This is a genomic window from Mesorhizobium sp. M0029, assembly GCF_040323735.1.
Lineage (GTDB): Bacteria > Pseudomonadota > Alphaproteobacteria > Rhizobiales > Rhizobiaceae > Mesorhizobium.
This window is the reverse complement of sequence record NZ_JAMYVF010000004.1, coordinates 213,257-238,234: the sequence shown is the minus strand read 5'-3', so window position 1 is coordinate 238,234 and position 24,978 is coordinate 213,257. Positions and strand designations below refer to the sequence as shown.

The window sequence follows — 24,978 nt, the reverse complement described above, 5'->3', positions numbered from 1 at the left end:
GCATTTTTTCATTGATCGCAGCAATCGTAAGCCAAAAATCCACAAGCCTGGGTTTCGCCACCGAGATGACAGGACGGCATTGCCTGAGCTGGCATCGCGGGAAGGATTTCGGCGGCAAATCTTTGCCGTCCTGCCGCTGGGGCAAGACTTGCACGGCCGCCGATAGTCGCAATAGATAGATGACACGCTGGATTTTCCGGGAATCCGCGACATCGCTGCAGCGGAGGACGCCTCACCACATCGAGGCGGCGCAGCAGGAGCAGGCAACAGAACGACCGAGGGAGGCTAGAGGTGGCGAAAGCAACAAAGACAACGGCCCCGGCGAAAGCAAAAGCGGCGAAAGCTTCAAAACCGGCCGCCGCTGCCGCCAAGTCGAAAGCGCCACCGGCCAAAGCCACTCCCGCTGTCAAGCCAACGGCAACCTCGACGCCGGCGAAGGCAAGCGCCAAGCCGGCAGCGAAACCTGTGGTCAAGCGCGCGGCGAAGACAGCACCCGCTGCAAAGCCCGCCCAGCCGCCAGCCGCCAAGACAGCCGCGGCGAAGCCCGCCTCGAAGCCGTCGCCGGGCGCGGCCAAAAAACTGCCGAATACGCTGACGGCGCTTGCCGCGGGCTTGCCGGAAAAGCCATGGCTAAAAAGCTATTCGAAAGTAGTGCCGGCGGAGATCGGCGCCCTGCCCTACAGTTCGATCGGCGACTTCCTCGTCGGCGCCTGTAAGCAGTTTTCCGGCCAGCCGGCATACGTCTGCATGGGCAAGTCGATCTCCTATGCCGAACTCGAGCGGCAATCGGCCGCCTTCGGCGCTTATCTGCAATCGAAGGGCCTGCAGAAAGGCGCACGCGTGGCGCTGATGATGCCGAATGTGCTGCAATATCCGGTGGCGATGATGGCCGTGCTTCGCGCCGGCTATGTCGTGGTGAACATCAATCCGCTCTACACGCCGCGCGAGCTCGAACATCAGCTCAAGGATTCCGGCGCGCAGGCGATCGTCATTCTGGAGAATTTCGCCAGCACCCTGGACGCGGTGATTGCCAGGACGGCGGTCAAGCATGTGGTGGTCGCGGCGATGGGCGACATGCTCGGCGCCCTCAAGGGCACGATCGTCAACCTCGTCGTGCGCCGGGTGAAGAAGATGGTGCCGGCCTGGTCGCTGCCCGGCCATGTCAAATTCAATGCGGCGGTGAAAGCCGGCGCCGGCATCGCCTTCAAACCGGCCAAGATGGAGGCCGGCGACGTCGCCTTCCTGCAATATACCGGCGGAACCACGGGGATTTCCAAAGGTGCTGTGCTGCTGCACTCCAATGTGCTGTCCAATGTCGCGCAGAACACGCTGTGGCTGCAGGACGCCTATGCGATCAAGCCGAAACCGGCGCATCTCAACTTCATCTGCGCACTGCCGCTCTACCATATCTTCGCGCTGACGGTGAACGCGCTGATGGGCATGCAGCAGGGCGCCCAGAACGTGCTCGTTCCCAACCCGCGCGACATTCCCGGCTTCGTCAAGGAGCTGCAGAAATACCCGATGCACATTTTCCCCGGCCTCAACACGCTGTTCAACGCGCTGCTCAACAACGAGGATTTCCGCAAGATCGACTTCAAGCCGCTGATCATGACGCTGGGTGGTGGCATGGCGGTGCAGAAGGGGGTTGCCGAGCGCTGGAAGGCGCTGACCGGCAATTCGATCACCGAGGGCTACGGGCTGTCGGAGACCTCGCCGGTAGCCACCGCCAACAAGTTCAGCGACAGCAATTTCACCGGCACGATCGGCCTGCCGCTGCCGTCGACCGAGATCGTCATCCGCGACGGTGACGGCAACAACCTGCCGCTCGGCGAGGTCGGCGAGATCTGCATCCGCGGGCCGCAAGTCATGGCCGGTTACTGGAACCGGCCGGACGAGACCGCCAGGGTGATGACCAAGGACGGTTTTTTCAAATCCGGCGACATGGGCTTCATGGACGAGCGCGGCTACACCAAGATCGTCGACCGCAAGAAGGACATGATCCTGGTCTCCGGCTTCAACGTCTATCCGAACGAACTCGAGGAAGTCGTCGCCCAGCATCCGGGCGTGCTCGAAGTGGCGGCGATCGGCGTGCCGGACGAGCATTCGGGCGAGGTGCCGAAGCTGTTCGTGGTCAAGAAGGACCCGGCGCTGACCGTCGAGGCACTGACCGCCTATTGCCGCGAGAACCTGACCGGCTACAAACGGCCGAAATACATCGAGTTCCGAACCGAACTGCCGAAGACGCCGGTGGGCAAGATTTTGCGCCGGGCGCTGCGGGAATAAGTTTGAACGGCGAGCCTGGCGACGGCGGGATGGCGGACGATAGTCGGCGTCCCGATGCAGTAGTGTTCATCAGGGCGAACCTGCGGCTTGCGCCCGTTCCCGCGCTCCCTGAAATCCAGCTCTATACGGCTCATCCCGGCAGCGGCCTGAGGCGGCTTGTCGAGTGGCGAGCTCATGGACCGGAAGACGGCAGCCAAACCGAGGAGCACGAAGCTGAGCCGCAGCCGCCCTACTGGGCCTATGCCTGGGCCGGCGGCGCCGTGCTGGCGCGCTATATACTCGACCATCCGCAAATCGTGGCCGGTCACCGCGTGCTCGACCTCGGCGCCGGCTCGGGCCTCGTCGGCATCGCCGCCGCCAAGGCCGGCGCCAGCGCGGTGATCGCGGCGGAGATCGATCGCAACGGCGTCGCCGCGATCGGCCTCAACGCGTTGGCCAACGGCGTCGAGATCACCATTGTCGACCAGGATATCACGACGGGCCCGCCGCCAGCGGTCGACCTCGTGCTTGCCGGCGACGTGTTCTACGGCCGCGAGGTTGCTCTGCGGATGATCCCGTTCCTCGACCGCTGCCTGGCAGCCGGCATCGAGGTGCTGGTCGGCGATCCCCGCCGCGCCGATCTGCCGCTGTCGCGGCTACGATTGCTCGCCGAATATCAGGTGCCGGATTTCGGCGACGCAAAGGGTGATGTGACCAAGCCGAGCGGTGTGTTTTGGTTCGAGCCGGAAGATTGCTAGCGCGACGCGGCAAAGCCCAGTCGCTCTGAATGGCCGGATTCTACTCATTGTGGACAAACCTCAAGGGGCAGAAAATAGATTGGATTAGCCGTTGATAGGAGAAGTCGAATGGCGTGGATTAAAGTTGTTCAACGTATCGGCTTCATAGTTTGCCCAAAGTGCGAAAATCGCGGCTTCGAGCTTCAGCCTGGCGAAGACATCGATAACGCAAGCGCCAAGATCAGGTGCGGCAGATGCGGGTACGTTTGCTCTGCTGATGAGTAGCCCACTATGTCCGAAAACAAACCAGAAGCTCCATAGTTTCATGGCTGCTTCCCCCAACTCGGCCATTGGCGGGGAAATCCCGAGCCGAATTGAGTTTGCCCCAGGCCCCCGTCAGACCGTCTCCTTGACCCGCGCCGACAGAAAGTCCGGCAAGTCGGCAACCGAATCCAGAACGACATCGGCGATCGACGCCAGCGATTCCCGCGTGCCGGTGCCGGAGAGCACGCCGACCGCCAGGCCGCAGCCGCCGGCACGCGCCATCTCCAGGTCGTGGCGGTTGTCGCCGACCATGGCGATCTCGGACGCCTTCAACCCGGTCAGGTCGCAAAAGGCGACGATCGTGTCCGGCGCCGGTTTCGGATTGGCGACCGCGTCATAGCCATAGGCGGCGGTGAACAGCTGCGCGACGCCGAGCGTGACCATGGTCTTTTCGGCACCGGCAGTCGAATCATTGGTGGCGACGCCGAGCCGGTAGGATCGCTTGTGCAGAGCCGTCAGCGCCGCGACGATGCCGGGCAAGGCCACCGCCATCGATGAGCCTTGCACCGAGGTGATCTCGTTGAAACGGGCGACGGCCAGCATCTGGTCCTCGTCGGACAGGCGCGGGAACCATAGTTCGACGACATCCATGTTGGTGCCCGAGGCGAAGATGGAATCCGGCTTGAAACGCTTGGCGACAAAATCGAAGCCCGCCGCTGAAAGCAGCCTGTCGGCTTTCCAGCGATCGCCCTCGGCAGCATCCATGGCCATGAAATCGGCGATGCCGAGCCAGGTCGCGTTGAAATCGACAAGCGTGCCGTCCTTGTCGAACAATATGCCCTTGATGTCGGCCGGATTTTTCATTGCGCCCCCCGCAGTTGCTGGATGCGCGCCACCAGCCCGGCCGTCGATGCGTCGCGCTTGGCGACGCTCTCCTTGCCTTCCACGACTGGCAACAGGCCGGTCGCCAGCTCCTTGCCGAGCTCGACGCCCCATTGGTCGAAGGAATTGATGTTGAACAGAGTGCCTTCGACGAAGACGCGGTGCTCGTAAAGCGCGATCAGCCGGCCGAAGGTGCGCGGGTCGAGCTTGCGGTAGAGGATCGTCACCGAGGGGCGGTTGCCGGAGAAGACGCGGTGCGGGGCTATTCTGTCGACATCGGCCGGCTTCATGCCCTTGGCCAGCATCTGCGCGCGAGCCTCGTCCAGCGTGCGGCCCTTCATCAACGCTTCCGATTGGGCCAGGCAATTGGCAAGCAGTAGATCGTGCTGGTGCTTCAGATCCGGCTCATGGCCGACGGCAGCGGCAAGGAACTCGACCGGGATGGAATCGGTGCCCTGGTGCAGCAGCTGGAAGAAGGCGTGCTGGCCATTGGTGCCGGGCTCGCCCCAGACCAGCGGTCCGGTCGGCGTCGTCACCGGCGTGCCGTCGAGGGTGACGCCCTTGCCGTTCGATTCCATGTCGAGCTGCTGCAGATAGGCCGGCAGCCTGGAAAGGCGCTGGTCATAAGGGATGACCGCACGCGCCGGATAACCGCAGATCACGCGATGCCACCAGCCGACCAGCGCCAGCAGCGCCGGCAGGTTCTTCTGCAGGGGTGCGGTGCGGAAGTGCTCGTCCATCTCATGCGCGCCATCGAGGAAGGCGCGGAAGTTGCGCGGGCCGATGGCGATCATCACCGGCAGGCCGATGGCGCCCCACAGCGAATAGCGGCCGCCGACCCAGTCCCAGAAGCCGAACACGCGATCCGCTTCGATGCCGAACTTGGAAACCAGGTCGAGCGCGGTCGAGACGGCGGCGAAATGCTTGCCGACAGCTTCCTTGCCGAGCGCCTTCTGCACCCATTCGCGCGCCGTCTCGGCATTGGTCATCGTCTCGACCGTGGTGAAGGTCTTCGAGGCGATGATGAACAGGGTGGTTTCGGCCGACAGGCCCTTCAGCGTGTCGTGGATATGGGCGCCGTCGATGTTGGAGACGTAGTGCGCGCGCGGGCCGTCGTGATAGGGCGCCAGCGCCAGCGTCGCCATGGCCGGGCCGAGATCGGAGCCGCCAATGCCGATGTTGACAATGTCGGTGATTTTCTTGCCGGTGGCGCCGGCGGCCTTGCCGGAGCGAATGGCGTCGGCGAAAGCGCCCATGGCGTCGAGCACGGACAGCACATCCGCCTTGACGTCCTGGCCATCGACGGTGACGCCCTTGCCCGAGAGGTTGCGCAGCGCCGTGTGCAGCACGGCGCGGTCTTCGGTGATGTTGATTTTCTTGCCGGAAAACATTGCGGCGCGGCGACCTTCGAGATCGGCGGCGGCGGCGAGCTTCTCGAGCAGTTCCATCGTGCCCTGGTCGACCGCGCATTTCGACCAGTCGAGCAAAAGGTCGCCGTCGCTGGCCGAGAACGTCTCGAAGCGCTTGGGGTCGGCGGCAAAAGCCTCGCGCATCGTACCCGATGCCGCCGCGCGCGCAGCACGCAAGGCGACAAGCTGTTTGTCGAAGGAGGAATGATCCACTTTCGGCTCCTGATCGTTTTTCACGACATCTTATCAGACCGGATGTTTCCGGCGCGTGTCGTCGCGCTGATCTTATTGAGCCGAATTCCGCATGTTTCAATGCGTGGGGATGACGCAGTGCAGCATAGTGCGATGTGATGGAGCTATGACGCTGCGCGCCGCGCTGGATGATTTGATGGGAGTAGCGACGACGCTGCGCGTCGCGCTGGGGATAATGAGGCGCGACGACGCTTCGCATCGCGCGGGCGTCCGCGCTGCGGGATGACGCAAGCGTCACCCGGGGATGCGACGACGCTGCGCGTCGCGCATAGATCACTGGCATAAATCCCAGCGATCAGAAAAATTGATTGGCGCAACCCCTTGTGCCACGGTTACCTTCCGCTGGTCCAGCCAAGCAAAAAAGACTGGCCATCGAGGAACACCTTCCATGCCACAGCGTAACGACACGGCCATATGGTCCGGCCTGTTCCGGATTTCGGCGGAATCGGGCCAGACCCTGCAGGCGCAGATCCGTCAGGCGATCGTCGCCGCCATTCTCGACCGGCAGATCGCCGCTTCGATGCCGCTTCCGTCCTGCCGCATCCTGGCTGAAAAACTCGGCGTCGCGCGCGGCACTGTGGTGCTGGCGTTCCAGCAATTGGTCGACCAAGGTTTCCTGGTGGCGCGCGAACGGCGCGGCCATTTCGTCAATCCGGATGTGCTGGCCACCCCCGCCAAGCCGCACCAGAAGGCGCCCGACCAGCAGAACGAGATCGACTGGAAGGCACGCCGGCAGATCGCCGCCAGCGACATGCCGCCACCGGCCAAGCACGACAACTGGATCAAGTCCTCCTACCCCTTCGTCTACGGCCAGTTCGACCCGGCGCTGTTCCCGACAGCCGAATGGCGTGAGTGCAACCGCATGGCGCTGGCCGTGCTCGAAATCCGCAACTGGGCCTCCGACATGGTCGATCGTGACGATCCGCTCTTGATCGAGCAGATCCAGGCGCGGCTGTTGCCGCGGCGCGGCATCTTCGCCAATCCGGACGAGATCATCGTCACGCTGGGCGCCCAGAACGCGCTCTATATGCTGGCGACACTGCTGATGACAAAGGGCTCCAAGGTCGCGATGGAAGACCCGGGATACCCCGACGCGCGCTCGATCTTCCGCTTGGCAGGCGCCGAAATCCAGCCGGTTCCGGTCGATCAGTCCGGCATCGTCACCTCGTCCATTCCCAACGATTCCGGCTTTGTCTTCGTCACCCCCAGCCACCACTGCCCGACCATGGTGCCGCTGTCGGCGGAGCGGCGGCAGGACCTTCTGGCGCGCGCCAACCGCCACAACCAGATCATCATCGAGGACGGCTATGACAGCCAGCTTCTCGACGAGGCGCCGCAGCAGGCGCTGAAGAGCCTCGATCGCTCGGGTCGCGTCGTCTATGTCGGCTCGATGTCGAAGACGCTGGCTCCGGGCCTGCGGCTTGGCTACATCGTCGCTTCGGCTGGACTAATCTCCGAGCTCAGGGCGCTGCGTCGCTTCATGCTCAGGCACCCGCCGGCCAACAACCAGCGCGCGGTCGCGCTGTTCCTGTCGCTCGGCCATCACGAAGCCCTGGTGCGGCGGCTGTCGTCGGCCTTCGACGAGCGGCGCAAGCGTCTGGTCCATGCGATTTCCGCATTCCTGCCGGAATGGCGCTCGACCGATTCGGCCGGCGGCACATCGCTCTGGCTGGAAGGCCCGCGCGGCACCGATTCACGTGGACTGGCCGAGGCCGCGGCCTCGCGCAGCGTCATCATCGAGCCGGGCGATCGCTTCTTCGATCGCACCGAAAAGCCGTCGCGTTTCATGCGCTTGGGCATTTCCTCGATCGCACTGCAGCACATCGAGCCGGGTATTCGCGAGCTCGCGACCGCAGCCGGACGCAGGCCCGCTGCAGCCTGATTTGCCTGTGCCGGGGCTTTGAACAGCCCGGCCCTTGGCATGATCACCAACATTCTGCATTAGCTCTCTGGCATACTCGGCTGCGTTGACTGGCCCATAGGCTGGGCCAATGGCAACGGCATAGTCGGCTGACAGAGGGACGAAGCAGGCCGACGGTGGACCAATCACCGCGTCGTGTTTCGCAAGCTAAAGGTGGAGTGCCCCCCATGTCAGTGGCTGTTGAGCAGCAGGATGCGGCTCTTAAGGATGCGGCTCCTAAAGATACATCAGCCGACCAGCGTTCGCGACGATCCGGCGGGCGCGAAGCGCGCCGCGCCATGCGGGCAGCACCTTTGGCCGACGACATCAGGCCGGTACGTGCCGGGCTTGAAGGCGGCAGTTACGGCCCGCTCAACCGGAACGACCAGGAGCGCATCCATGAAGCGGTGCTGACGCTGCTGGAGACCGTCGGCTTCGCCAATGCCATTCCCTCCTGCGTCGAGGCGCTGACCGGGGTCGGCGCCGTTTACGGCGATGACGGCCGCGTCCGTTTCCCACGCGGGCTTGTGATGGACACGATCAGACGAGCCGCGCGAAATTTTACGCTGCACGGCCAGGACCCCAGGCATGACATGCTGATCCAGGGCAAGCGCGTGCATTACGGCACGGCGGGTGCGGCGGTGCATCTGGTCGATGTCGAAAAGCGCGAATACCGCGAGTCGCTGGTGCAGGACATTTATGATGCCGCTCGCCTCGTCGAAGGGCTCGACAACATCCATTTCTTCCAGCGGCCGATGGTGCCGCGCGACATTCCCGATCCGCTCGAAATGGACTTCAACACGCTCTACGCCTGCGTGATGGGCACGTCGAAGCATGTCGGCACCTCGTTCACGGTGCGCGAGAACGTGCAGCCGGCGCTGGAAATGCTTTATGCGATCGCCGGCGGCGAGGAGAACTTTCGCGCCCGGCCGTTCGTGTCAAACTCCAATTGCTTCGTCGTGCCGCCGATGAAGTTTGCCGAGGACGCCTGCGGCGTGCTCGAAGCCTGTGTCGACGGCGGCATCCCGATCCTGCTTCTATCGGCCGGCCAGGCCGGCGCCACCGCTCCCGCGGCGATTGCCGGCGCTGTGGTGCAAGCGGTGGCCGAAGTGCTGGTCGGCCTCATCTACGTCAACGCCATCAAGCCCGGGCATCCGGCGATCTTCGGCACCTGGCCGTTCGTCTCCGACCTGAGGACCGGCGCCATGTCGGGCGGCTCGGCCGAGCAGGCAGTACTGACTTCGGCCTGCGCGCAGATGGCGCAGTTCTACGACCTGCCGGGCGGCTCGGCCGCCGGCATGACGGATTCGAAACTGCCCGACATCCAGTCCGGCTATGAAAAGGGGATCACCGACGTGATGGCCGGTCTTGCCGGCCTCAATCTGGTCTATGAATCGGCGGGCATGCACGCCTCGCTGCTCGGCTTTTGCCTGGAGAGCCTGATCATAGACAATGACATGCTGGGCCACTGCCTGCGCTGCGTGCGGGGCATCGAAGTGACCGACGAAGCGCTGTCGATCGACACCATCACCGAAGTCTGCATGAATGGCCCAGGCCACTATCTCGGCAACGAGCAGACGCTGCGCCTGATGCAGACCGAGTATTTTTATCCGGCCGTCGGCGACCGCTTTTCGCCCAAGGAATGGAACGAGAAGGGCCGGCCCGACATCTTGCAGCGGGCGATCATCGAAAAGAAGCGCGTGCTTGCCGAGCGCTTCCCGCGCCATGTGCCGAAGCTGCTAGACGACAAATTGCGCGCCCGCTTCGGCGAGATGATCAAGCTGCCACGCAGCGGCATGGGCGGGTAAGCTTCACCTTACGAAGGTCAGTCCGCACTTAGCCCAAAGCGCTCGACGACTTCGGCGCTGCTGATCAGCTTGCCATGCAGCGCCATCAGCACGATCTGGGCATCCAGGCTGTCGCCGGTTTCAAGCGCTGCCTCGATGCGGCGCTCAGCGTCCAGCCGCCGCTCCGGCCCATTGGCCTGCTCAAAGGTTTGTGGGCCTGCGATGCAATAACCAAACAGCTGCGCCACGGACCGATAAGCCTCTGGCGGGGGCTCGTCCGGCCAGTGATCCTTCATCAGATTGACGATGGTGAGCTTTACTCCCTCTGGCACCAGTGCCGGGTGAAGGTCGGCGCCGCGCAGCGCGTTGTCCAGTTCCCGCAAGTCACCCGAGCGGCCGAACATGCCGAGGAAACCGAGGGAAGAGCGCCGTTTAGTCACGTTGATACTTTCCGTCCGATAGCCGACCACTCATATGGGAATGTAGGATCGTTTTTCATCGCCTTTCCGGAGTCTCAGGCAAACCAGGCGTCGAGCCCGAATTCCCGCTGCAACAGGTCTTCCGCACTTTCCAGCGCGCCCTCGATCCAGCCGTGATTGTTGGACCACGCTTCGCCACAGACATGAATGCCCGGAGCGAGCGTATGGCTCGCCAGTTTTATACCGGAGATATCTATGCCACGGTCCCAGACATGCGACGCGCCGCCATAGGCCGGCGCACCCCAATCCTGCGCAAACCCGCCGATGGGTTTCGAGATGGCGCCGTGTTTGCCATGGACTTCGACCATCTGGCCGTGAAAGGCCTCCAGCGCGGAATGTCCCTCGGCCAAAACCGCAAAGCCGTGGCGCCGAGCGAGCTCAGGCAGCAGTGAGCGCCAGAATACCATGTGCTTGCCATCGCAATAGGCCATGGCGACGCTCCGACGAATCGTCGCGTCGCGAGCGTCCGCTTTTGTGAACTGCCATATCTGGCGAGCCGGCAGATCGGTCACGCTGTGGCCGGCCGCGATGCCGTTTCGAGCCCACCACGGGCTGGCATAGCAGGCGGCCAGCGTGAGCATCGGCCAGGGTTCCGGTGCCGGCAGATCGCTGGGCTGCTCGATGCCGGACTTTTCCAGCAGGGTCCGCAGGGGGCGGACCGGTAACGCCAGCACGACCTTGCGCGCCTCGACCGTCCCGCCCTGCCCCTCGACAGACAAGACCATCCCTTGCGCCGAGCGGGCGATGGCGGTCACGGTGTGATCGAGATGGACGGCGCCGCCGCTGACAGCGATCCGCCCGGCCATTCGCTCCGCAACCGGCTGGAACCCGCCATCGGGGGAACAATAGGAGCGGCCGCCGCTCAGCTCGCCGAGCGCAAGCCTGAACGTCTCGGCGGCGTTGGGTCCACGCAGGAGCAACGAATAGCCCACCGCGTCCTCGGCAAAAGCCATTTCCTCCGGGGTCAAGACCGTCGCCAGCACATCCCAAGTCGCCCAATCCGCCAGCTTGCGGCCGCCATAAACGAAGCCTGCGGCGCCGTTCCATTCGGCGCTGCCGAAGGCCTCCGAACCCGGCAGGATCAGTGCTGCCGCCTTTCGCAGCAGGCGGGACGGGCCTTTTTCCTGCAGCCGACGCGTCACGTCATAGGCAAACAGGCGGCGCGGCGCAAAGCGCGATATAGCGGCGTAGGGCAGGCTCCTACCGCGCAGATGGAGCCGGTTGGCGCCGGTGACGACGTCCATACCCGACAGCTTTACATCCAGCGTCGCCATGAGTTTTTTGAGTAGCCGATGTTGCGGCATCAGCATCATCGCGCCGAGATCGATGCTGAAGTTCGGCTCTCCGGGAAATGAGACCGTGGAGGCCCGACCGCCGACGCGACCGGCGGATTCGAAAACAGCGATCCTTGCGGGCTTTTCACTTTGGGACAAGCGCCACGCCAGGAAGAGACCGGCCATGCCCGCGCCGACAATAGCAATGTCGACCGGGGCAATGTCGATCGGGCTAGGCGGCAAGGATACGCCCGTGGCGGAAAACCATCATCATGGACGACTCTCTGGACCCCTCTTGATTTCGTGTCAAAAAACCCGAAACTGACGAGGACTGCAATGTCATACTGACAGGTGGGATCAGTTGGCGTGCGAGCAGTGATCTAAAACGGGCAACGGGTCCTATGAAGAAACAGTATCACACACCAGTCATCCGCAAGGCAGGACGACTCTCCGGCATCACAGCCATCGCCGCTTCGTCCGGCCCGCCTCCACCCTGAGGCCGCCATCCAAACAAGCTTACGCCAAGGCTTTCATGCCGGCCCGATCAGGCCGGCATTTTCATATCAAGCGGGTGCTTAGTGATTGTCCCTCGGCACGCCGCTGGTGTGCGCGACGTCCTGGTATTTCACCGCCGGCTTCAGCACCATGCCCTCCGAGAACTGGTCGACCATGGAGCGCTGGATTTCCTGCCATGGCGTCTGGTGCTTGGGATAGTGGTAGCCGCCATCGTCCTGCAGTTCGGCACGGCGGCGCGTGATTTCCTCGTCGGTGACGAGGATGTTGGCAGTGCCTTTGCGTAAGTCGATGCGCACACGGTCGCCGGTCTTGAGCAGCGCCAGGCCGCCGCCAATGGCGGCTTCCGGGGAAGCGTTGAGGATAGAGGGCGAGCCCGATGTGCCCGACTGGCGGCCATCGCCGATGCAGGCCAGCGCGTGAATGCCCTTCTTGATGAGATAAGCGGGCGGCTGCATGTTGACCACCTCGGCGCCACCGGGATAGCCGATCGGGCCGGCGCCGCGCATGAACAGGATGGTGTGCTCGTCGATGCCTTGCGCCGGATCGTCGATGCGGGCGTGGTAGTCCTCCGGCCCGTCAAAGACCATGGCGTTGCCTTCGAAGGCTTCCGGGTCGTTCGGGTTGGAGAGATAGCGCTCGCGGAATTCCGGCGAGATGCCGCTCATCTTCATGATTGCGGAATCGAACAGATTGCCGCTGAGATTGATGAAGCCGGCATTGGCCTTCAGCGGCTCGGCGACGGTGCGGATGACGTCGGTGTTCTCGTTGGCGACACCCTTGCAATTGTCACCGATAGTCTTGCCATTGACGGTCATCGCTTCGGGATAAGGCAGCAGCTTGGCCTTCATCAGTTCGGCCACCACAGCCGGCACGCCGCCGGCATGGTGATAGTCCTCGCCGAGATATTCGCCCGATGGCTGCAGATTGACGATGAGCGGCACATGGAGGCCGACCGTCTGCCAGTCGTCATTGGTGAGTGGCACGCCGAGATGGCGGGCAATCGCGTTGAGGTGGATCGGCGCGTTGGTCGAGCCGCCTATCGCCGAATTGACGACAATGGCGTTCTCGAAGGCCTTGCGCGTCATGATGTCGGACGGCTTCAGATCCTCATGCACCATCTCGACGATGCGCTTGCCCGTCTCATAGGAGATCTGGCCGCGCTCGCGATAGGGCGCCGGGATGGCAGCCGAGCCCGGCAATTGCATGCCGAGCGCCTCGGCCAGCGAGTTCATCGTGGTGGCGGTGCCCATGGTGTTGCAATAGCCGGTCGACGGCGCCGATGAGGCGACGATGTCCATGAACTCGTCATAGTCGATCTCGCCGGCGGAGAGCCGCTGGCGCGATTCCCAGACGATGGTGCCGGATCCCGTGCGCTTGCCTTTGTGCCAGCCATTGAGCATCGGTCCGACCGAAAGTGCTATGGCCGGAATATTGACGGTGGCCGCCGCCATCAGCAGCGCCGGCGTGGTTTTGTCGCAGCCGATGGTCAGCACGACGCCGTCGAGCGGATAGCCGTAAAGCACTTCGACCAGGCCGAGATAGGCAAGGTTGCGGTCGAGTGCCGCGGTCGGGCGTTTGCCGGTCTCCTGGATCGGATGGCACGGGAATTCGAAGGGGATGCCGCCCATCGAGACGATGCCTTCGCGCACGCGCTTGGCGAGTTCGATATGGTGGCGGTTGCACGGCGACAGATCCGAGCCGGTCTGGGCGATGCCGATCAGCGGCTTGCCCGACATCAACTCGGCCCGCGTCAGGCCGTAGTTCAGGTAGCGCTCGAGGTAGAGCGCGGTCATGCCTGGATTGTCGGGATTGTCGAACCACTCCTGCGAGCGAAATTTCTTCTTTCCGGTGGGGGCGCCTGCCATCATGGTCTCCGTATTTGTAAGACAAATCGATATGGCAACGCGCGGAAGCAGGCAAGAGGGCGCACCGTCGCAACCGGACTTTGGTGCGATAGACACAGACCAGACCGTGCGTTAGGCCTTCGAAGTCTGTCCGGGAGGTGTCGATGGCTTTGGTGATCGAAGGCGAGGAACGCATTGCCGCCCCCCTGCAGAAAGTGTGGGACGCGCTGAACGATCCGAAGGTTTTGCAGGCGACCATTCCCGGCTGCCAGCACCTGGAGATGAAATCGCCGACCGAAATGGCGGCGACGGTGGTGTTGAAGATCGGACCGATCAAGGCGACATTCAACGGCGAGGTGACATTGAAGAACCTGAAGCCGCCGCACTCCTACACCATCCAGGGCGAGGGCAAGGGCGGTATTGCCGGCTTCGCCAAGGGTGGCGCCGACGTGACGCTGACGGCGGACGGGCCGGATGCGACGGTCCTCAAATACTTTGCCAAAGCCGAAGTCGGCGGCAAGATCGCCCAACTCGGCAGCCGGCTCATCGAATCGACTTCGAAGAAGCTGGCCTTGCAGTTCTTTTCAAGCTTTGGCGAGAAGGTGGGTTCCCCTCCCCCTTGAGGGGAGGGATATCCGAGCTACTCGAACACGATGTTCGGCACCGCCGCTTCGGCCGCGCCGCGTTCTTCGTTGACCCGGTCCCAGACCTTCGAAGCAATGCCGCGATAGATCTTCGCCTCGGCGCTGTCTGGCTTCGACGCCACCACCGGAGCACCTTCATCAGAACTTTCGCGAATGCCCATTTCCAACGGCACTTCGCCGAGGAAAGTCACGCCGAGGCGCTCGGCCTCGCGCCGCGCCCCGCCATGGCCAAAGATGTCGTAGCGCTTGCCGGTATCGGGGGCGATGAAATAGCTCATGTTCTCGACGATGCCGAGCAGCGGCACGTCGACCTTCTTGAACATATTCAATCCTTTGCGGGCGTCGATCAGCGCCAGGTCCTGCGGCGTCGAGACGATGACGGCGCCGGCCAGCGGCACCTGCTGGGCCATGGTCAGCTGGGCGTCGCCGGTGCCGGGCGGCATGTCGACGACGAGCACGTCGAGGCGGCCCCATTCGACCTCGCGCAGCATCTGCGTCAGCGCCGACATCACCATCGGACCGCGCCAGATCATCGGCGTCTCCTCGTCGACGAGGAAGCCCATCGACATCACCTTAAGGCCGTAATTCTCCATCGGTTTCAGGATCTTGCCGTCGACGGTCTGCGGCCGGCCATGGATGTTGAGCAGCCTGGGCATGGACGGGCCATAAATATCGGCATCGAGCACGCCGACACGCAAACCGTTGGCGGCGAGGCCAAGCGCGATGTTGACAGCGGTGGTCGACTTGCCGACGCCCCCCTTGCCGGACGCCACCGCGATGATCGCCTCGATTCCGGGCACGCCGCGCTTGCCCGAGCTTTGCGAGGCCGAGGCGTGCGGGGCTGGAGTGTGTGGAGCTGGGCGCGGCCCGCCTGGCGCAGCCGGCGGTGCGGGCCTGGGCGCGGGACGCGACGCAACCGGAGCCTCCATGCCGCCGCCCTTCTTCTCCGCCGTCAGCGCGACGACGGCGCCGGCGACACCAGGGATCGCGTTGACGACACGCTCGGCTGCAGCGCGCAGCGGCTCCATCTCCTGTGCGCGGGCGGCGGGAACGGTGATCGAGAAAAACACTTTCGAATCGGCGATGAAAATCTCCGAAACCATGCCGAGGTCGACGATGTTGCCGGTGAAGTCCGGCCCGTTGACCGTCTTCAGACGCTCGGTGACGATTTCCTTGGTGACGGACATGCATTATTCCCTAAGGCGTTTGGCTGCGGCTCAGATAGTGCAGATTGGCAGCGACTCCAAGCACCACCGGTGTCCGCCTCACCCTGCCAGGCCAACCGCTAGGTAGGTGAGCGCCGAAATTGCAGCCGTGGCCGGCAAGGTGACGATCCAGGCGATGACGATGTTGCCGGCAATGCCCCAGCGCACGGCCGAGACGCGGCGGGCGGCGCCGACACCGATGATGGCCCCGGTGATGGTATGGGTGGTCGACACGGGGACGCCGAGCCAGGTGGCGGCAAACAGGGTGATGGCGCCGCCGGTCTCGGCGCAGAAGCCCTGCATCGGATTCAGCCGGGTGATCTTCGAGCCCATCGTGTGAACGATGCGCCAGCCGCCGAACAAAGTGCCGAGCGCCAGTGCTGTCTGACAGGTGAGGACGACCCACAGCGGCACGTAGAACGTCCCGCCGAGCATACCTTGCGAATAGAGCAGCACGGCGATGATGCCCATGGTTTTCTGGGCGTCGTTGCCGCCGTGCCCTAGCGAATAAAGCGAGGCCGAAAAGAACTGCATGACGCGGAAGGTGCTGTCGACGGCGAACGGTGTCTGGCGCACGAACAGCCAGGAAACGGCCAGGATCAGGACCAGCGCCAGAACAAACCCTGTCGCCGGCGACACGACGATTGCGGCGACCGTCTTGCCAAGCCCGGTCCAGACGATGGCGCCGGGCCCAGCCTTTGCAACGCCGGCGCCGACGAGCCCGCCGATCAGGGCATGCGAACTGCTGGACGGGATGCCGGCAATCCAGGTGACGATGTTCCAGACGATGGCGCCAACGAGCGCCGAGAAGATCACCGCCGGCGTGACGATGCTGACGTCGACGATACCTTTTCCCACAGTTTCAGCCACGTGAAGGCCGAAGAACATGAAGGCGATGAAATTGAAGAAAGCCGCCCACAGGACCGCATATTGCGGTCTCAGCACGCGGGTGGAGACGATGGTGGCGATGGAGTTCGCTGCATCGTGCAGGCCGTTGAGAAAATCGAAAAACAGCGCGACGGCGACAAGGCCGATCAGCACGGGAAAGGCGATGGTGGCTTCCATTGCCTAAACGTTCTCGATGACGATGCCGCTGATCTCGTTGGCGACGTCCTCAAAGCGGTCGACCACCTTCTCCAGCTGGCCGTAGATCTCCGAGCCGATCAGGTAGGCCATCGGATCGCTGCGGCCATGCCGCTTGAACAGGTCCTTCAATCCCTGCTCATGCAGATCGTCGGCGCGGCTTTCGACGCGCATCACCTCTTCGGCGATGGCGTTGAGGCGTACCGTGTGCGTGCCGACCTTGCTGAGCAGCGGGATTGCTTCGGCAACCAGCCTGGAGGCGGCAACGATGACGCCGCCCATCTCCTGCATCAGCGGGTCGAATTCCTTCTTTTCGAACAGCTTCACCGTCTTGACGGTCTTGTGCATCATGTCGATGGCGTCATCCATCGACTGGATCAGGTCCTTGATGTCGCCGCGATCGAAGGGCGTGATGAAGGAACGCCGCACCGCCAGCAGCACTTCGGCCGTGATATGATCGGCCTCGTCCTCGAGATCGATGATCTTCTGGCACCAACGATCGATGTCCTTGCCCTGCAGGAGCTGCTCCAGCGCCTCGGCGCCGCCGACCACGGTGCGGGAATGCCGTTCAAAGAGGTCGAAGAAGCGATCTTCGCGCGGCAAAAGCTTGCGGAACCAGCCCAGCATGTCCGATCTCCTCGTATTCCATCCAACCACATAGCGCCGTGTTCGGCCGGGGGAAACAGCCAGCCGGCCCAAAGATGTGGATGCATGGCCAATTGCGGGTAGAGCTTGCGGCGAAAGGCAATTTCCCCGACCTTGCGCGCAACGAACGGACGGATGGTATGATCGACAAGCTCGAATTCTTCATCGCGCTGGCCAAGGAGGAGCATTTCGGCCGGGCGGCGGAAGCGTGCGGCGTCACGCAGCCGACCTTGTCGGCCGGGATCAAGCAGCTGGAGGGCCAGCTCGGCGTCATGCTGGTCAATCGCGGTTCGCGCTTTCAGGGGCTGACGCCGGAAGGCAAGCAGGTGCTGGTGTGGGCGCGTCGCATCGTCGGCGATTCCAGGACCATGCGCGAAGAGATGCGGGCGGCGCGACATGGCCTGTCCGGGCGTATCCGTATTGCCGCCATCCCAACCGCCCTCGCCATGGTGGCGCGGCTTACGACGCCATTTCGCGAGAAGCATCCGGGCGTCACCTTCTCTATCCTGTCGCGCACCTCGATCGAGGTGTTGTCGCTGCTCGGCAATTTCGACGTCGATGCCGGCATCACCTATCTCGACAACGAGCCTCTCGGACGGGTGACCAGCGTGCCGCTCTATGACGAGCGCTACCAGCTGATCACGGCGGTCGGAAATCCCTATTCGGATCGCGACAAAGTGACATGGGCCGAAATCAGCCAGCTGCCGCTCTGCTTGTTGACGCCGGACATGCAGAACCGCCGCATCATCGACCAGCATCTGGCCGAGGCCGGCGTGCAGGTGCGGCCGACACTGGAATCCAACTCGATGATCGTGCTGTTCTCCCACATACGGACAGGCAAATGGTCGTCGATCATGCCGCTCAACCTGGCGGAAACATTCGGTTTTTCCGAACCGATCCGGGCCATTCCGATCGTCGAACCGGATGCCAGCCACACTGTCGGGCTGGTCGCCGCGCCGCGCGAACCGCACACGCCGCTGGTGCAGGCGCTGCTGGACGAGGCGATGGCGCTGGCAGACGATTTCCGCGCCAATCGCTGAGCTAGTCATAACTGGTCAATCAGCGCGATAGAAATTTTCTATCGTGCAACGAAACCGCTTTATTGATTTCAGAGGTTTTCTCTGATTTCTTAAGCACTTAGCGATTAAGCGGCGTAGGCATGTCGTTGTTCCAAAACCGCTTCATGCTTTTGGACGATTATATGCATCGATCGCTACGATAGGGAGGGCGCTGCGTGACGATGCAGCCTGCAAGTACCGAGATACAGTCGCGCACGGCGGCGATCATCCAGGAGTTGAAGGGCCTCGAAGGCCCCCTGCTGCCGATCCTGCACGAGATCCAGGAAGAATTTGGCCACGTGCCGCAGGACGCCGTGCCCGTCATCGCCGATGGGCTGAACCTGTCGAGGGCCGAAGTGCATGGCGTCGTGACCTTCTATCATGATTTCCGTGCCCGGCCGGCTGGCCGGCATGTGCTCAAGCTCTGCCAGGCGGAAGCCTGCCAGTCGATGGGTTCGGATGCGATCGCCGCAAAGGTCAAGCAGTTGTTGGGCATCGATTTCCATGAGACCACCCGCGACGGATCGGTTACGCTTGAGCCTGTCTATTGCCTCGGGCTGTGCGCCTGTTCACCGTCGGCGATGCTGGATGGTGAGGTGATCGGGCGGCTCGATGACGAGAAGATCGAAGAGATCGTCGCGGAGGTACGCTCATGATCCCGCGCATCTACATTCCAGGTGACTCCGGCGCGCTGGCGCTCGGCGCCGAAAAGGTCGCCAAGGCTGTTCGTGCGGAACTGGCTGAACGGGGCGTCGAGGCCAAGATCGTCCGCAACGGCTCGCGCGGCGCCTATTTCCTCGAACCGATGGTCGAGGTCGCGACCGAAAAGGGCCGCGTCGCTTACGGGCCGGTCAAGCCATCGGACGTCAAGAGCCTGTTCGACAGCGGCTTTCTCACCGGCGGGCATCACAAGCGCTGGCTGGGCGAGCCCGACAAAATCCCGTTCCTGGCCAAGCAGACGCGCCTGACCTTTGCGCGTTGCGGCATCAACGACCCGCTATCGCTCGATGCCTACAAGTCACTGGGCGGGCTCAAGGGCCTGCAGAACGCGGTGGCCATGGCGCCGCTCGACATCGTCAAACAGGTCACGGAATCGGGCTTGCGCGGCCGAGGCGGCGCCGGCTTCCCGACCGGCATCAAGTGGAAGACGGTGCTCGATACGACATCTGACCGCAAATACATCGTCTGCAATGCCGACGAGGGCGACAGCGCCACCTTTGCCGACCGCATGATTATGGAGGGCGACCCCTTCGTGCTCATCGAAGGCATGACGATTGCCGGCATCGCCACCGGCGCGACCAAGGGGTTCGTCTATATCCGCTCGGAATATCCGCATGCGGTGGCTGTCATGAACAAGGCTGTCGAGGTCGCCCGCAAGGCAGGCGTGCTCGGCGTCAGCGTGCTGGGTTCGCCCAACGCCTTCGACATGGAAATCCGCGTCGGCGCCGGCGCCTATGTCTGCGGCGAGGAAACTTCGCTGCTGAACAGCCTTGAAGGCAAGCGCGGCGTGGTGCGAGCCAAGCCACCGCTGCCGGCAATCCAGGGTCTGTTCGGCAAGCCGACGGTGATCAACAACGTCATCAGCCTAGCCTCCGTGCCCATCATCATGGACAAGGGTGCTGCCTTCTACAAGGATTTCGGCATGGGCCGCTCGCGCGGCACGATCCCGATACAGATCGCCGGCAACGTCAAGTTCGGCGGCCTGTTCGAGGCGGCGTTCGGCATGACGCTGGGCGAGATCGTCGACGATATCGGCGGCGGTACGGCCACAGGTCGCCCGGTGAAGGCGGTGCAGGTCGGCGGCCCGCTCGGCGCCTATTTCCCGCGCGGCCTGTTCGACACGCCGTTCGACTACGAAGAGTTCGCGAAGCGCGACGGGCTGATCGGCCATGCCGGCATCACCGTGTTCGACGACACGGCCGACATGCTGAAGCAGGCGCGCTTTGCCATGGAGTTCTGCGCCATCGAAAGCTGCGGCAAGTGCACGCCCTGCCGCATCGGCTCGATACGCGGGGTGGAGACCATCGACCGGCTTGCCGCCGGCATCGAGCCGGAGAAGAACCTGGCACTGGTCACCGATCTCTGCACTACGATGAAGTTCGGATCGCTCTGCGCGCTGGGCGGCTTCACGCCCTATCCGGTGATGAGCTCGATCACCCATTTCCCCGAAGATTTCAAGCCCGCGCCGGCGCGCGTGGCTGCTGAATAGGAGCTGGCAGATGAATATCAAGGCCGACTTCCCGACACTCATCGAAGAACTCGATTACGGAACCCCGGAATCGAAGGCCCAAAAGCAGGTTACGCTGATCGTCGACGGCCGCAGCATCAGCGTGCCGGAGGGTACGTCGATCATGCGCGCGGCGATGGAAGGCGGGGTCGAGATCCCAAAACTCTGCGCCACGGACATGCTGGACTCGTTCGGCTCCTGCCGCGTCTGCCTGGTCGAGATCGACGGGCGCGGCGGCACGCCGGCATCCTGCACGACCCCCGTCGGCGAAGGCATGGTGGTGCGCACGCAATCCGAGCGGCTCGACGCCATCCGCCGCGGTGTCATGGAGCTTTACGTCTCCGACCACCCGACCGGCTGGAACGAGAAGGCCGGCACCGGCGCCAGCGAGTTCGACGTTGTGGCGAAATCGGTCGGCCTGACCGAGAACCGCTTCGGCATTGAGGGCCGCAACCACGTCAAGCAGGAAAACGGCGTCGCGCCCGGCCATGGCTCGCTGGCGGTCGACTACATCGCCCGCGACGAGTCAAACCCCTATTTCACCTATGATCCGGCGCAATGTATCGTCTGCTCGCGCTGCGTGCGGGCCTGCGAGGAGGTGCAGGGCACCTTCGCGCTGACGATCGAGGGCCGCGGTTTCGAATCGCGCATGGTCGCCGGCATGCACGAGGATTTCATCGCCTCCGAATGCGTGTCCTGCGGCGCCTGCGTGCAGGCCTGTCCGACCGATGCGCTGCGTGAAAAGACCGTGCTTGAGAAAGGCATGCCCGAGCGTTCCGCTGTCACCACCTGCGCCTATTGCGGCGTCGGCTGCTCGTTCAAGGCCGAAGTGAAGGACGACGAAGTCATTCGCATGATGCCCTACAAGGACGGCAAGGCGAACCACGGCCACTCCTGCGTGAAGGGCCGTTTCGCCTATGGCTATGCCACCCACAAGGACCGCATCCTGTCGCCTATGATCCGGGAAAAGGTCAGCGATCCCTGGCGCGAGGTGAGTTGGGAAGAGGCCATCGCCCATACGGCCAAGGAATTCCGCCGTATCCAGTATCAATACGGCCGCACCTCGATCGGCGGCATCACGTCCTCGCGATGCACGAATGAAGAGACCTATCTGGTGCAGAAGCTGGTGCGCCAAGGCTTCCGCAACAACAATGTCGACACTTGCGCCCGCGTCTGCCACTCGCCGACCGGCTACGGCCTCGGCCAGACCTATGGCACCTCGGCCGGCACTCAGGATTTCGATTCCGTCGACTTCACCGATGTCGCCGTCATCATCGGCGCCAATCCGGCTTCCGCCCACCCGGTGTTCGCCTCGCGGCTGAAGAAGCGGCTGCGCCAGGGCGCCAAGCTGATCGTGCTCGATCCGCGCCGCACCGAAATGGTCAAGTCGGCGCATATCGAGGCCGACTATCACCTGCCGCTGAAGCCGGGCACCAACGTGGCGGTGCTGACGGCGCTGGCGCATGTCATCGTTACCGAAGGGCTTTTCGACGAAGCCTTCATCCGCGATCGCTGCGACTGGGCGGAGTTCCAGGATTGGGCTTCTTTCGTCGCCTTGCCGGAAAACAGCCCCGAAATGGTGGGCAAGCTGTCCGGCGTCGATCCCGAACTGATCCGAGGTGCTGCACGGCTCTATGCCAAGGGCGGCAATGGCGCGATTTATTACGGCCTCGGCGTCACCGAACACAGCCAGGGTTCGACCACGGTTATGGCTATCGCCAACCTTGCCATGGCGACCGGCAATATCGGCCGTCCCGGCGTCGGGGTGAACCCGCTGCGCGGCCAGAACAACGTGCAGGGTTCCTGCGACATGGGCTCGTTCCCGCATGAACTGCCGGGCTACCGCCACATCTCCGGCGAGGCGGTGCGCGACATCTATGAGACGTTGTGGGGGGTGAAGCTCGACGACGAACCAGGCCTGCGCATCCCCAACATGCTCGATGCCGCCGTCGACGGCTCCTTCAAGGGCATCTACATCCAGGGCGAGGACATCCTGCAGTCCGACCCTGATACCAAGCATGTCGCGGCTGGCCTGGCGGCGATGGAATGCGTCGTCGTGCACGACCTGTTCCTCAACGAGACAGCGAACTACGCGCATGTCTTCCTGCCGGGCTCGACCTTCCTGGAAAAGGACGGCACCTTCACAAATGCCGAGCGCCGCATCAACATGGTGCGCAAGGTGCTGGAGCCGAAGGCGCGCTATGCCGACTGGGAAGCGACACAGGAGCTTGCCCGCGCGATCGGGCTGGATTGGAACTACCAGCATCCCTCCGAAATCATGGACGAGATCGCCAAAACGACGCCAAGCTTCGCCGGCGTCTCCTTCGATCTGCTCGACCGTGTCGGATCGGTGCAATGGCCCTGCAACGAGAAGGCGCCGCTCGGCACGCCGATCATGCATATCGACGGCTTCGTGCGTGGCAAGGGCAAGTTCATCCGCACTGAATATGTGGCGACCGACGAGCGGACCGGGCCGCGTTTCCCGTTGCTGCTGACCACCGGTCGCATCCTCAGCCAGTACAATGTCGGTGCGCAGACAAGGCGCACCGAAAACGTCATGTGGCACTCGGAGGACCGGCTGGAGATCCATCCGCACGATGCGGAGAACCGCGGCCTGCGCGATGGCGACTGGGTGCGGCTGACCAGCCGTTCGGGTGAGACGACGCTGCGTGCGCTGATCACCGACCGGGTGTCGCCAGGTGTGGTCTACACAACGTTCCACCATCCCGACACGCAGGCCAACGTCATCACCACCGACTTCTCCGACTGGGCGACCAACTGCCCGGAGTACAAGGTGACCGCGGTGCAGGTCGGCGCCTCCAACGGGCCTTCGGACTGGCAGCGCGACTATAACGAGCAGGCCGAGCAGAGCCGCCGCATCGCAAAGCTGGAAGCGGCGGAGTAGTCTTGCCACGGCGTTCGACAATGAGAGCCTCAATCTTGACGGTTGGTCGACCCCCACTCCGTCAGGAAGGAGAGCTTAAGCCGCATGGCGCCTTTCCTCTCCCTCCGGAGGGGGGAGAGGTGGCGCCGCGAAGCGGCGACGGAGTGGGGGAAGCCGGCCCCGCAACACGCAGCCGTCGAAAGTCGCGCACAACCCAAAGAGCAGGCAAACCGGCCTATCTGGCGAGCAGTCGCCCCCCACTCCGTCAAGCTTCGCCTGACACCTCTCCCCCAATCGACGGGGGAGAGGAAAGGCGCGAGCCTCCACAGCTAGTGCTAAGGACGAACAGGGCAGAGGGGCGCGCCTCGTGACCCGAAAACGCCAAGCCACCACCCAAATCTCTCGCCTTGCCCACCGCGCCAGCGGCACGACATCGGCCAACCGCATGGTGCCGGAGGAGACGCCGGTGGCGTTCTCCTTTGCCGGCACCACCCATGCGGTGATGATGGCGAGCCCGGCCGACTTCGAGGATTTCGCGCTCGGCTTCTCGCTGACCGAAGGCATCATAGCCTTGCCTGACGAAATCGATGCGATCGAGGTCGAGGACCATGGCGCCGGCATCGATATCCAGATCCGGCTGAAGGACCAGGCCAATACGCGCTTCGAGGCGCGGCGGCGGCGGCTCGCCGGCCCGGTCGGCTGCGGGCTGTGCGGCATCGAATCCATCGAGGAAGCGATGCGCTCGGTCGACAAGGTTAGTGCGTCCAAGCTTACGCTTGAAGCCGACGACATCACCCGTTCGGTAAAACTTTTATCCAAGGTGCAGCCTCTGCATTCAGAAACCGGCGCCGTGCATGCAGCGGGCTTCTACATTCCCGGCAAAGGCATCGTCATGGCGCGCGAGGATGTCGGCCGGCACAATGCGCTGGACAAACTGGCCGGCGCGCTGGCCAAGGCCGGCATTGACGGTGCATCGGGCGCGGTGGTGGTGACATCACGCGTCTCGGTGGAGATGGTGCAGAAAACGGGGGCGATCGGCTCCGCCTTCATCATCGCCGTGTCGGCGCCGACAGCCCTTGCCATCCGCACCGCCGAAGAGGCCGGCATGACGCTGGTGGCGCTGGTGCGCGGCGACGATTTCGATGTTTTCACCCACCCTAAACGGGTGGTCTTGGGAGTTGCCCAGCATGTCGCATGACGAAGAACACATCACGAGCACCGGGGAAAAGCTGGTGCGCATGGCCAACCAGATCGCCGCCTTCTTCCATTCAAGGCCCCGCGAGGAAGGTGTGGCGGGCGTGGCCGAGCACATCAACAAGTTCTGGGAGCCCAGGATGCGCCGGCAGTTCTTCGAGATGCTGGACAGCGGCGGCGAAGGTTTTGACGAACTCGTCGTCGTGGCCTCGGCCAGGATCAAGCGGCCGAAGACCGAGGAGCAGGCCGATGTGAGCATCGGCTACGTCCAACCCACGGGTGCAGAGAGCGTCGCTCCCCAGAAATAGCCTGCCCCAGAAATGGCGGGCGAACACGGCTCGCGCCGCGGGCTATATTCCTGTCTTCTAAAGTTTGGCTGCCGCATCCGGCAGGCGTCTGCTATGGTCGACGATCAGAAATCGTCTGGCCGGG

General features: G+C 63.5%; 20 protein-coding genes. 11 read left to right on the top strand and 9 right to left on the bottom strand.

The window, feature by feature from the left end; genetic code table 11:
* Positions 1 to 291: 291 nt before the first annotated feature.
* Both NKJ76_RS09290 and NKJ76_RS09285 read left to right on the top strand, forming a co-directional pair.
* Positions 292 to 2,283 carry a long-chain fatty acid--CoA ligase gene (locus tag NKJ76_RS09290; protein WP_352537278.1) on the top strand — a complete coding sequence of 664 codons (1,992 nt, stop codon included), beginning with the start codon at positions 292 to 294 and terminating at the stop codon, positions 2,281 to 2,283.
* A gap of 29 nt (positions 2,284 to 2,312) precedes the next feature.
* Positions 2,313 to 3,020: a class I SAM-dependent methyltransferase gene (locus tag NKJ76_RS09285; protein ID WP_352537277.1), complete on the top strand. Its 708-nt coding sequence runs from the start codon at positions 2,313 to 2,315 to the stop codon at positions 3,018 to 3,020.
* An 84-nt stretch (positions 3,021 to 3,104) separates the two neighbouring features.
* Here the strand turns inward: NKJ76_RS09285 and NKJ76_RS09280 are convergent, their stop codons facing one another.
* From NKJ76_RS09280 to pgi, 3 genes are all read right to left on the bottom strand, one after another.
* Positions 3,105 to 3,326, bottom strand: a complete 222-nt coding sequence (locus NKJ76_RS09280; protein WP_155922478.1) for a hypothetical protein — start codon at positions 3,324 to 3,326, stop codon at positions 3,105 to 3,107.
* A 69-nt stretch (positions 3,327 to 3,395) separates the two neighbouring features.
* Positions 3,396 to 4,127, bottom strand: a complete 732-nt coding sequence (locus NKJ76_RS09275; RefSeq protein WP_023688783.1) for an HAD family hydrolase — start codon at positions 4,125 to 4,127, stop codon at positions 3,396 to 3,398.
* Positions 4,124 to 5,767, bottom strand: a complete 1,644-nt coding sequence (gene pgi / locus NKJ76_RS09270) for a glucose-6-phosphate isomerase (protein ID WP_502902285.1) — start codon at positions 5,765 to 5,767, stop codon at positions 4,124 to 4,126. The genes NKJ76_RS09275 and pgi overlap by 4 nt, the downstream gene beginning before the upstream one ends.
* A 427-nt stretch (positions 5,768 to 6,194) precedes the next feature.
* Here pgi and pdxR point away from each other — a divergent pair, with 427 nt between their 5' ends.
* A complete protein-coding gene (gene pdxR, locus NKJ76_RS09265; protein WP_023669484.1) occupies positions 6,195 to 7,688 on the top strand; it encodes a MocR-like pyridoxine biosynthesis transcription factor PdxR in 1,494 nt (497 codons plus the stop codon).
* Positions 7,689 to 7,894: 206 nt separating this feature from the next.
* A complete protein-coding gene (locus NKJ76_RS09260; protein ID WP_023745244.1) occupies positions 7,895 to 9,514 on the top strand; it encodes a trimethylamine methyltransferase family protein in 1,620 nt (539 codons plus the stop codon).
* Positions 9,515 to 9,531: 17 nt separating this feature from the next.
* On the opposite strand, the gene NKJ76_RS09255 is transcribed toward NKJ76_RS09260, so the two are convergent.
* The 3 genes from NKJ76_RS09255 to NKJ76_RS09245 form a co-directional block, all read right to left on the bottom strand.
* The gene (locus NKJ76_RS09255; protein ID WP_352537276.1) at positions 9,532 to 9,897 is read right to left on the bottom strand and encodes a hypothetical protein; all 366 of its coding nucleotides are present in this window, start codon (positions 9,895 to 9,897) and stop codon (positions 9,532 to 9,534) included.
* A 110-nt stretch (positions 9,898 to 10,007) separates the two neighbouring features.
* Positions 10,008 to 11,489, bottom strand: a complete 1,482-nt coding sequence (locus NKJ76_RS09250) for a flavin monoamine oxidase family protein (protein ID WP_352537275.1) — start codon at positions 11,487 to 11,489, stop codon at positions 10,008 to 10,010.
* A 332-nt stretch (positions 11,490 to 11,821) separates the two neighbouring features.
* Positions 11,822 to 13,627: an IlvD/Edd family dehydratase gene (locus NKJ76_RS09245; protein ID WP_023712598.1), complete on the bottom strand. Its 1,806-nt coding sequence runs from the start codon at positions 13,625 to 13,627 to the stop codon at positions 11,822 to 11,824.
* Between the two features lie 143 nt (positions 13,628 to 13,770).
* Between NKJ76_RS09245 and NKJ76_RS09240 the strand changes: the two genes are divergently transcribed.
* Complete coding sequence (locus NKJ76_RS09240; protein WP_023712599.1) at positions 13,771 to 14,229, top strand: SRPBCC family protein; 459 nt, start codon at positions 13,771 to 13,773, stop codon at positions 14,227 to 14,229.
* Between the two features lie 17 nt (positions 14,230 to 14,246).
* Here the strand turns inward: NKJ76_RS09240 and NKJ76_RS09235 are convergent, their stop codons facing one another.
* The 3 genes from NKJ76_RS09235 to NKJ76_RS09225 all read right to left on the bottom strand — a co-directional run bounded on the left by NKJ76_RS09235 (position 14,247) and on the right by NKJ76_RS09225 (position 17,165).
* The gene (locus tag NKJ76_RS09235; protein WP_352537274.1) at positions 14,247 to 15,437 is read right to left on the bottom strand and encodes an Mrp/NBP35 family ATP-binding protein; all 1,191 of its coding nucleotides are present in this window, start codon (positions 15,435 to 15,437) and stop codon (positions 14,247 to 14,249) included.
* 78 nt (positions 15,438 to 15,515) lie between these two features.
* The gene (locus tag NKJ76_RS09230) at positions 15,516 to 16,520 is read right to left on the bottom strand and encodes an inorganic phosphate transporter (RefSeq protein WP_023703518.1); all 1,005 of its coding nucleotides are present in this window, start codon (positions 16,518 to 16,520) and stop codon (positions 15,516 to 15,518) included.
* 3 nt (positions 16,521 to 16,523) lie between these two features.
* Positions 16,524 to 17,165: a DUF47 domain-containing protein gene (locus NKJ76_RS09225; RefSeq protein ID WP_023673429.1), complete on the bottom strand. Its 642-nt coding sequence runs from the start codon at positions 17,163 to 17,165 to the stop codon at positions 16,524 to 16,526.
* Positions 17,166 to 17,323: 158 nt separating this feature from the next.
* Between NKJ76_RS09225 and NKJ76_RS09220 the strand changes: the two genes are divergently transcribed.
* The 6 genes from NKJ76_RS09220 (at position 17,324) to NKJ76_RS09195 (ending at position 24,854) form a co-directional block, all read left to right on the top strand.
* Positions 17,324 to 18,223 (top strand): LysR family transcriptional regulator, encoded by a 900-nt coding sequence (locus NKJ76_RS09220; RefSeq protein ID WP_023688790.1) that lies wholly within the window; start codon positions 17,324 to 17,326, stop codon positions 18,221 to 18,223.
* A gap of 194 nt (positions 18,224 to 18,417) precedes the next feature.
* Positions 18,418 to 18,897 carry a formate dehydrogenase subunit gamma gene (locus tag NKJ76_RS09215; RefSeq protein ID WP_023738147.1) on the top strand — a complete coding sequence of 160 codons (480 nt, stop codon included), beginning with the start codon at positions 18,418 to 18,420 and terminating at the stop codon, positions 18,895 to 18,897.
* Positions 18,894 to 20,450, top strand: coding sequence for a formate dehydrogenase beta subunit (locus NKJ76_RS09210; RefSeq protein ID WP_352537273.1), 1,557 nt, complete (start codon positions 18,894 to 18,896; stop codon positions 20,448 to 20,450). Before NKJ76_RS09215 ends, NKJ76_RS09210 begins: the two co-directional genes overlap by 4 nt.
* A 10-nt stretch (positions 20,451 to 20,460) precedes the next feature.
* Positions 20,461 to 23,373, top strand: coding sequence for a formate dehydrogenase subunit alpha (fdhF, locus tag NKJ76_RS09205; RefSeq protein ID WP_352537272.1), 2,913 nt, complete (start codon positions 20,461 to 20,463; stop codon positions 23,371 to 23,373).
* A gap of 346 nt (positions 23,374 to 23,719) precedes the next feature.
* Positions 23,720 to 24,550, top strand: a complete 831-nt coding sequence (gene fdhD / locus NKJ76_RS09200; protein WP_352537271.1) for a formate dehydrogenase accessory sulfurtransferase FdhD — start codon at positions 23,720 to 23,722, stop codon at positions 24,548 to 24,550.
* The gene (locus NKJ76_RS09195; RefSeq protein ID WP_023703522.1) at positions 24,540 to 24,854 is read left to right on the top strand and encodes a formate dehydrogenase subunit delta; all 315 of its coding nucleotides are present in this window, start codon (positions 24,540 to 24,542) and stop codon (positions 24,852 to 24,854) included. Before fdhD ends, NKJ76_RS09195 begins: the two co-directional genes overlap by 11 nt.
* The last annotated feature ends 124 nt before the right edge of the window (positions 24,855 to 24,978 follow it).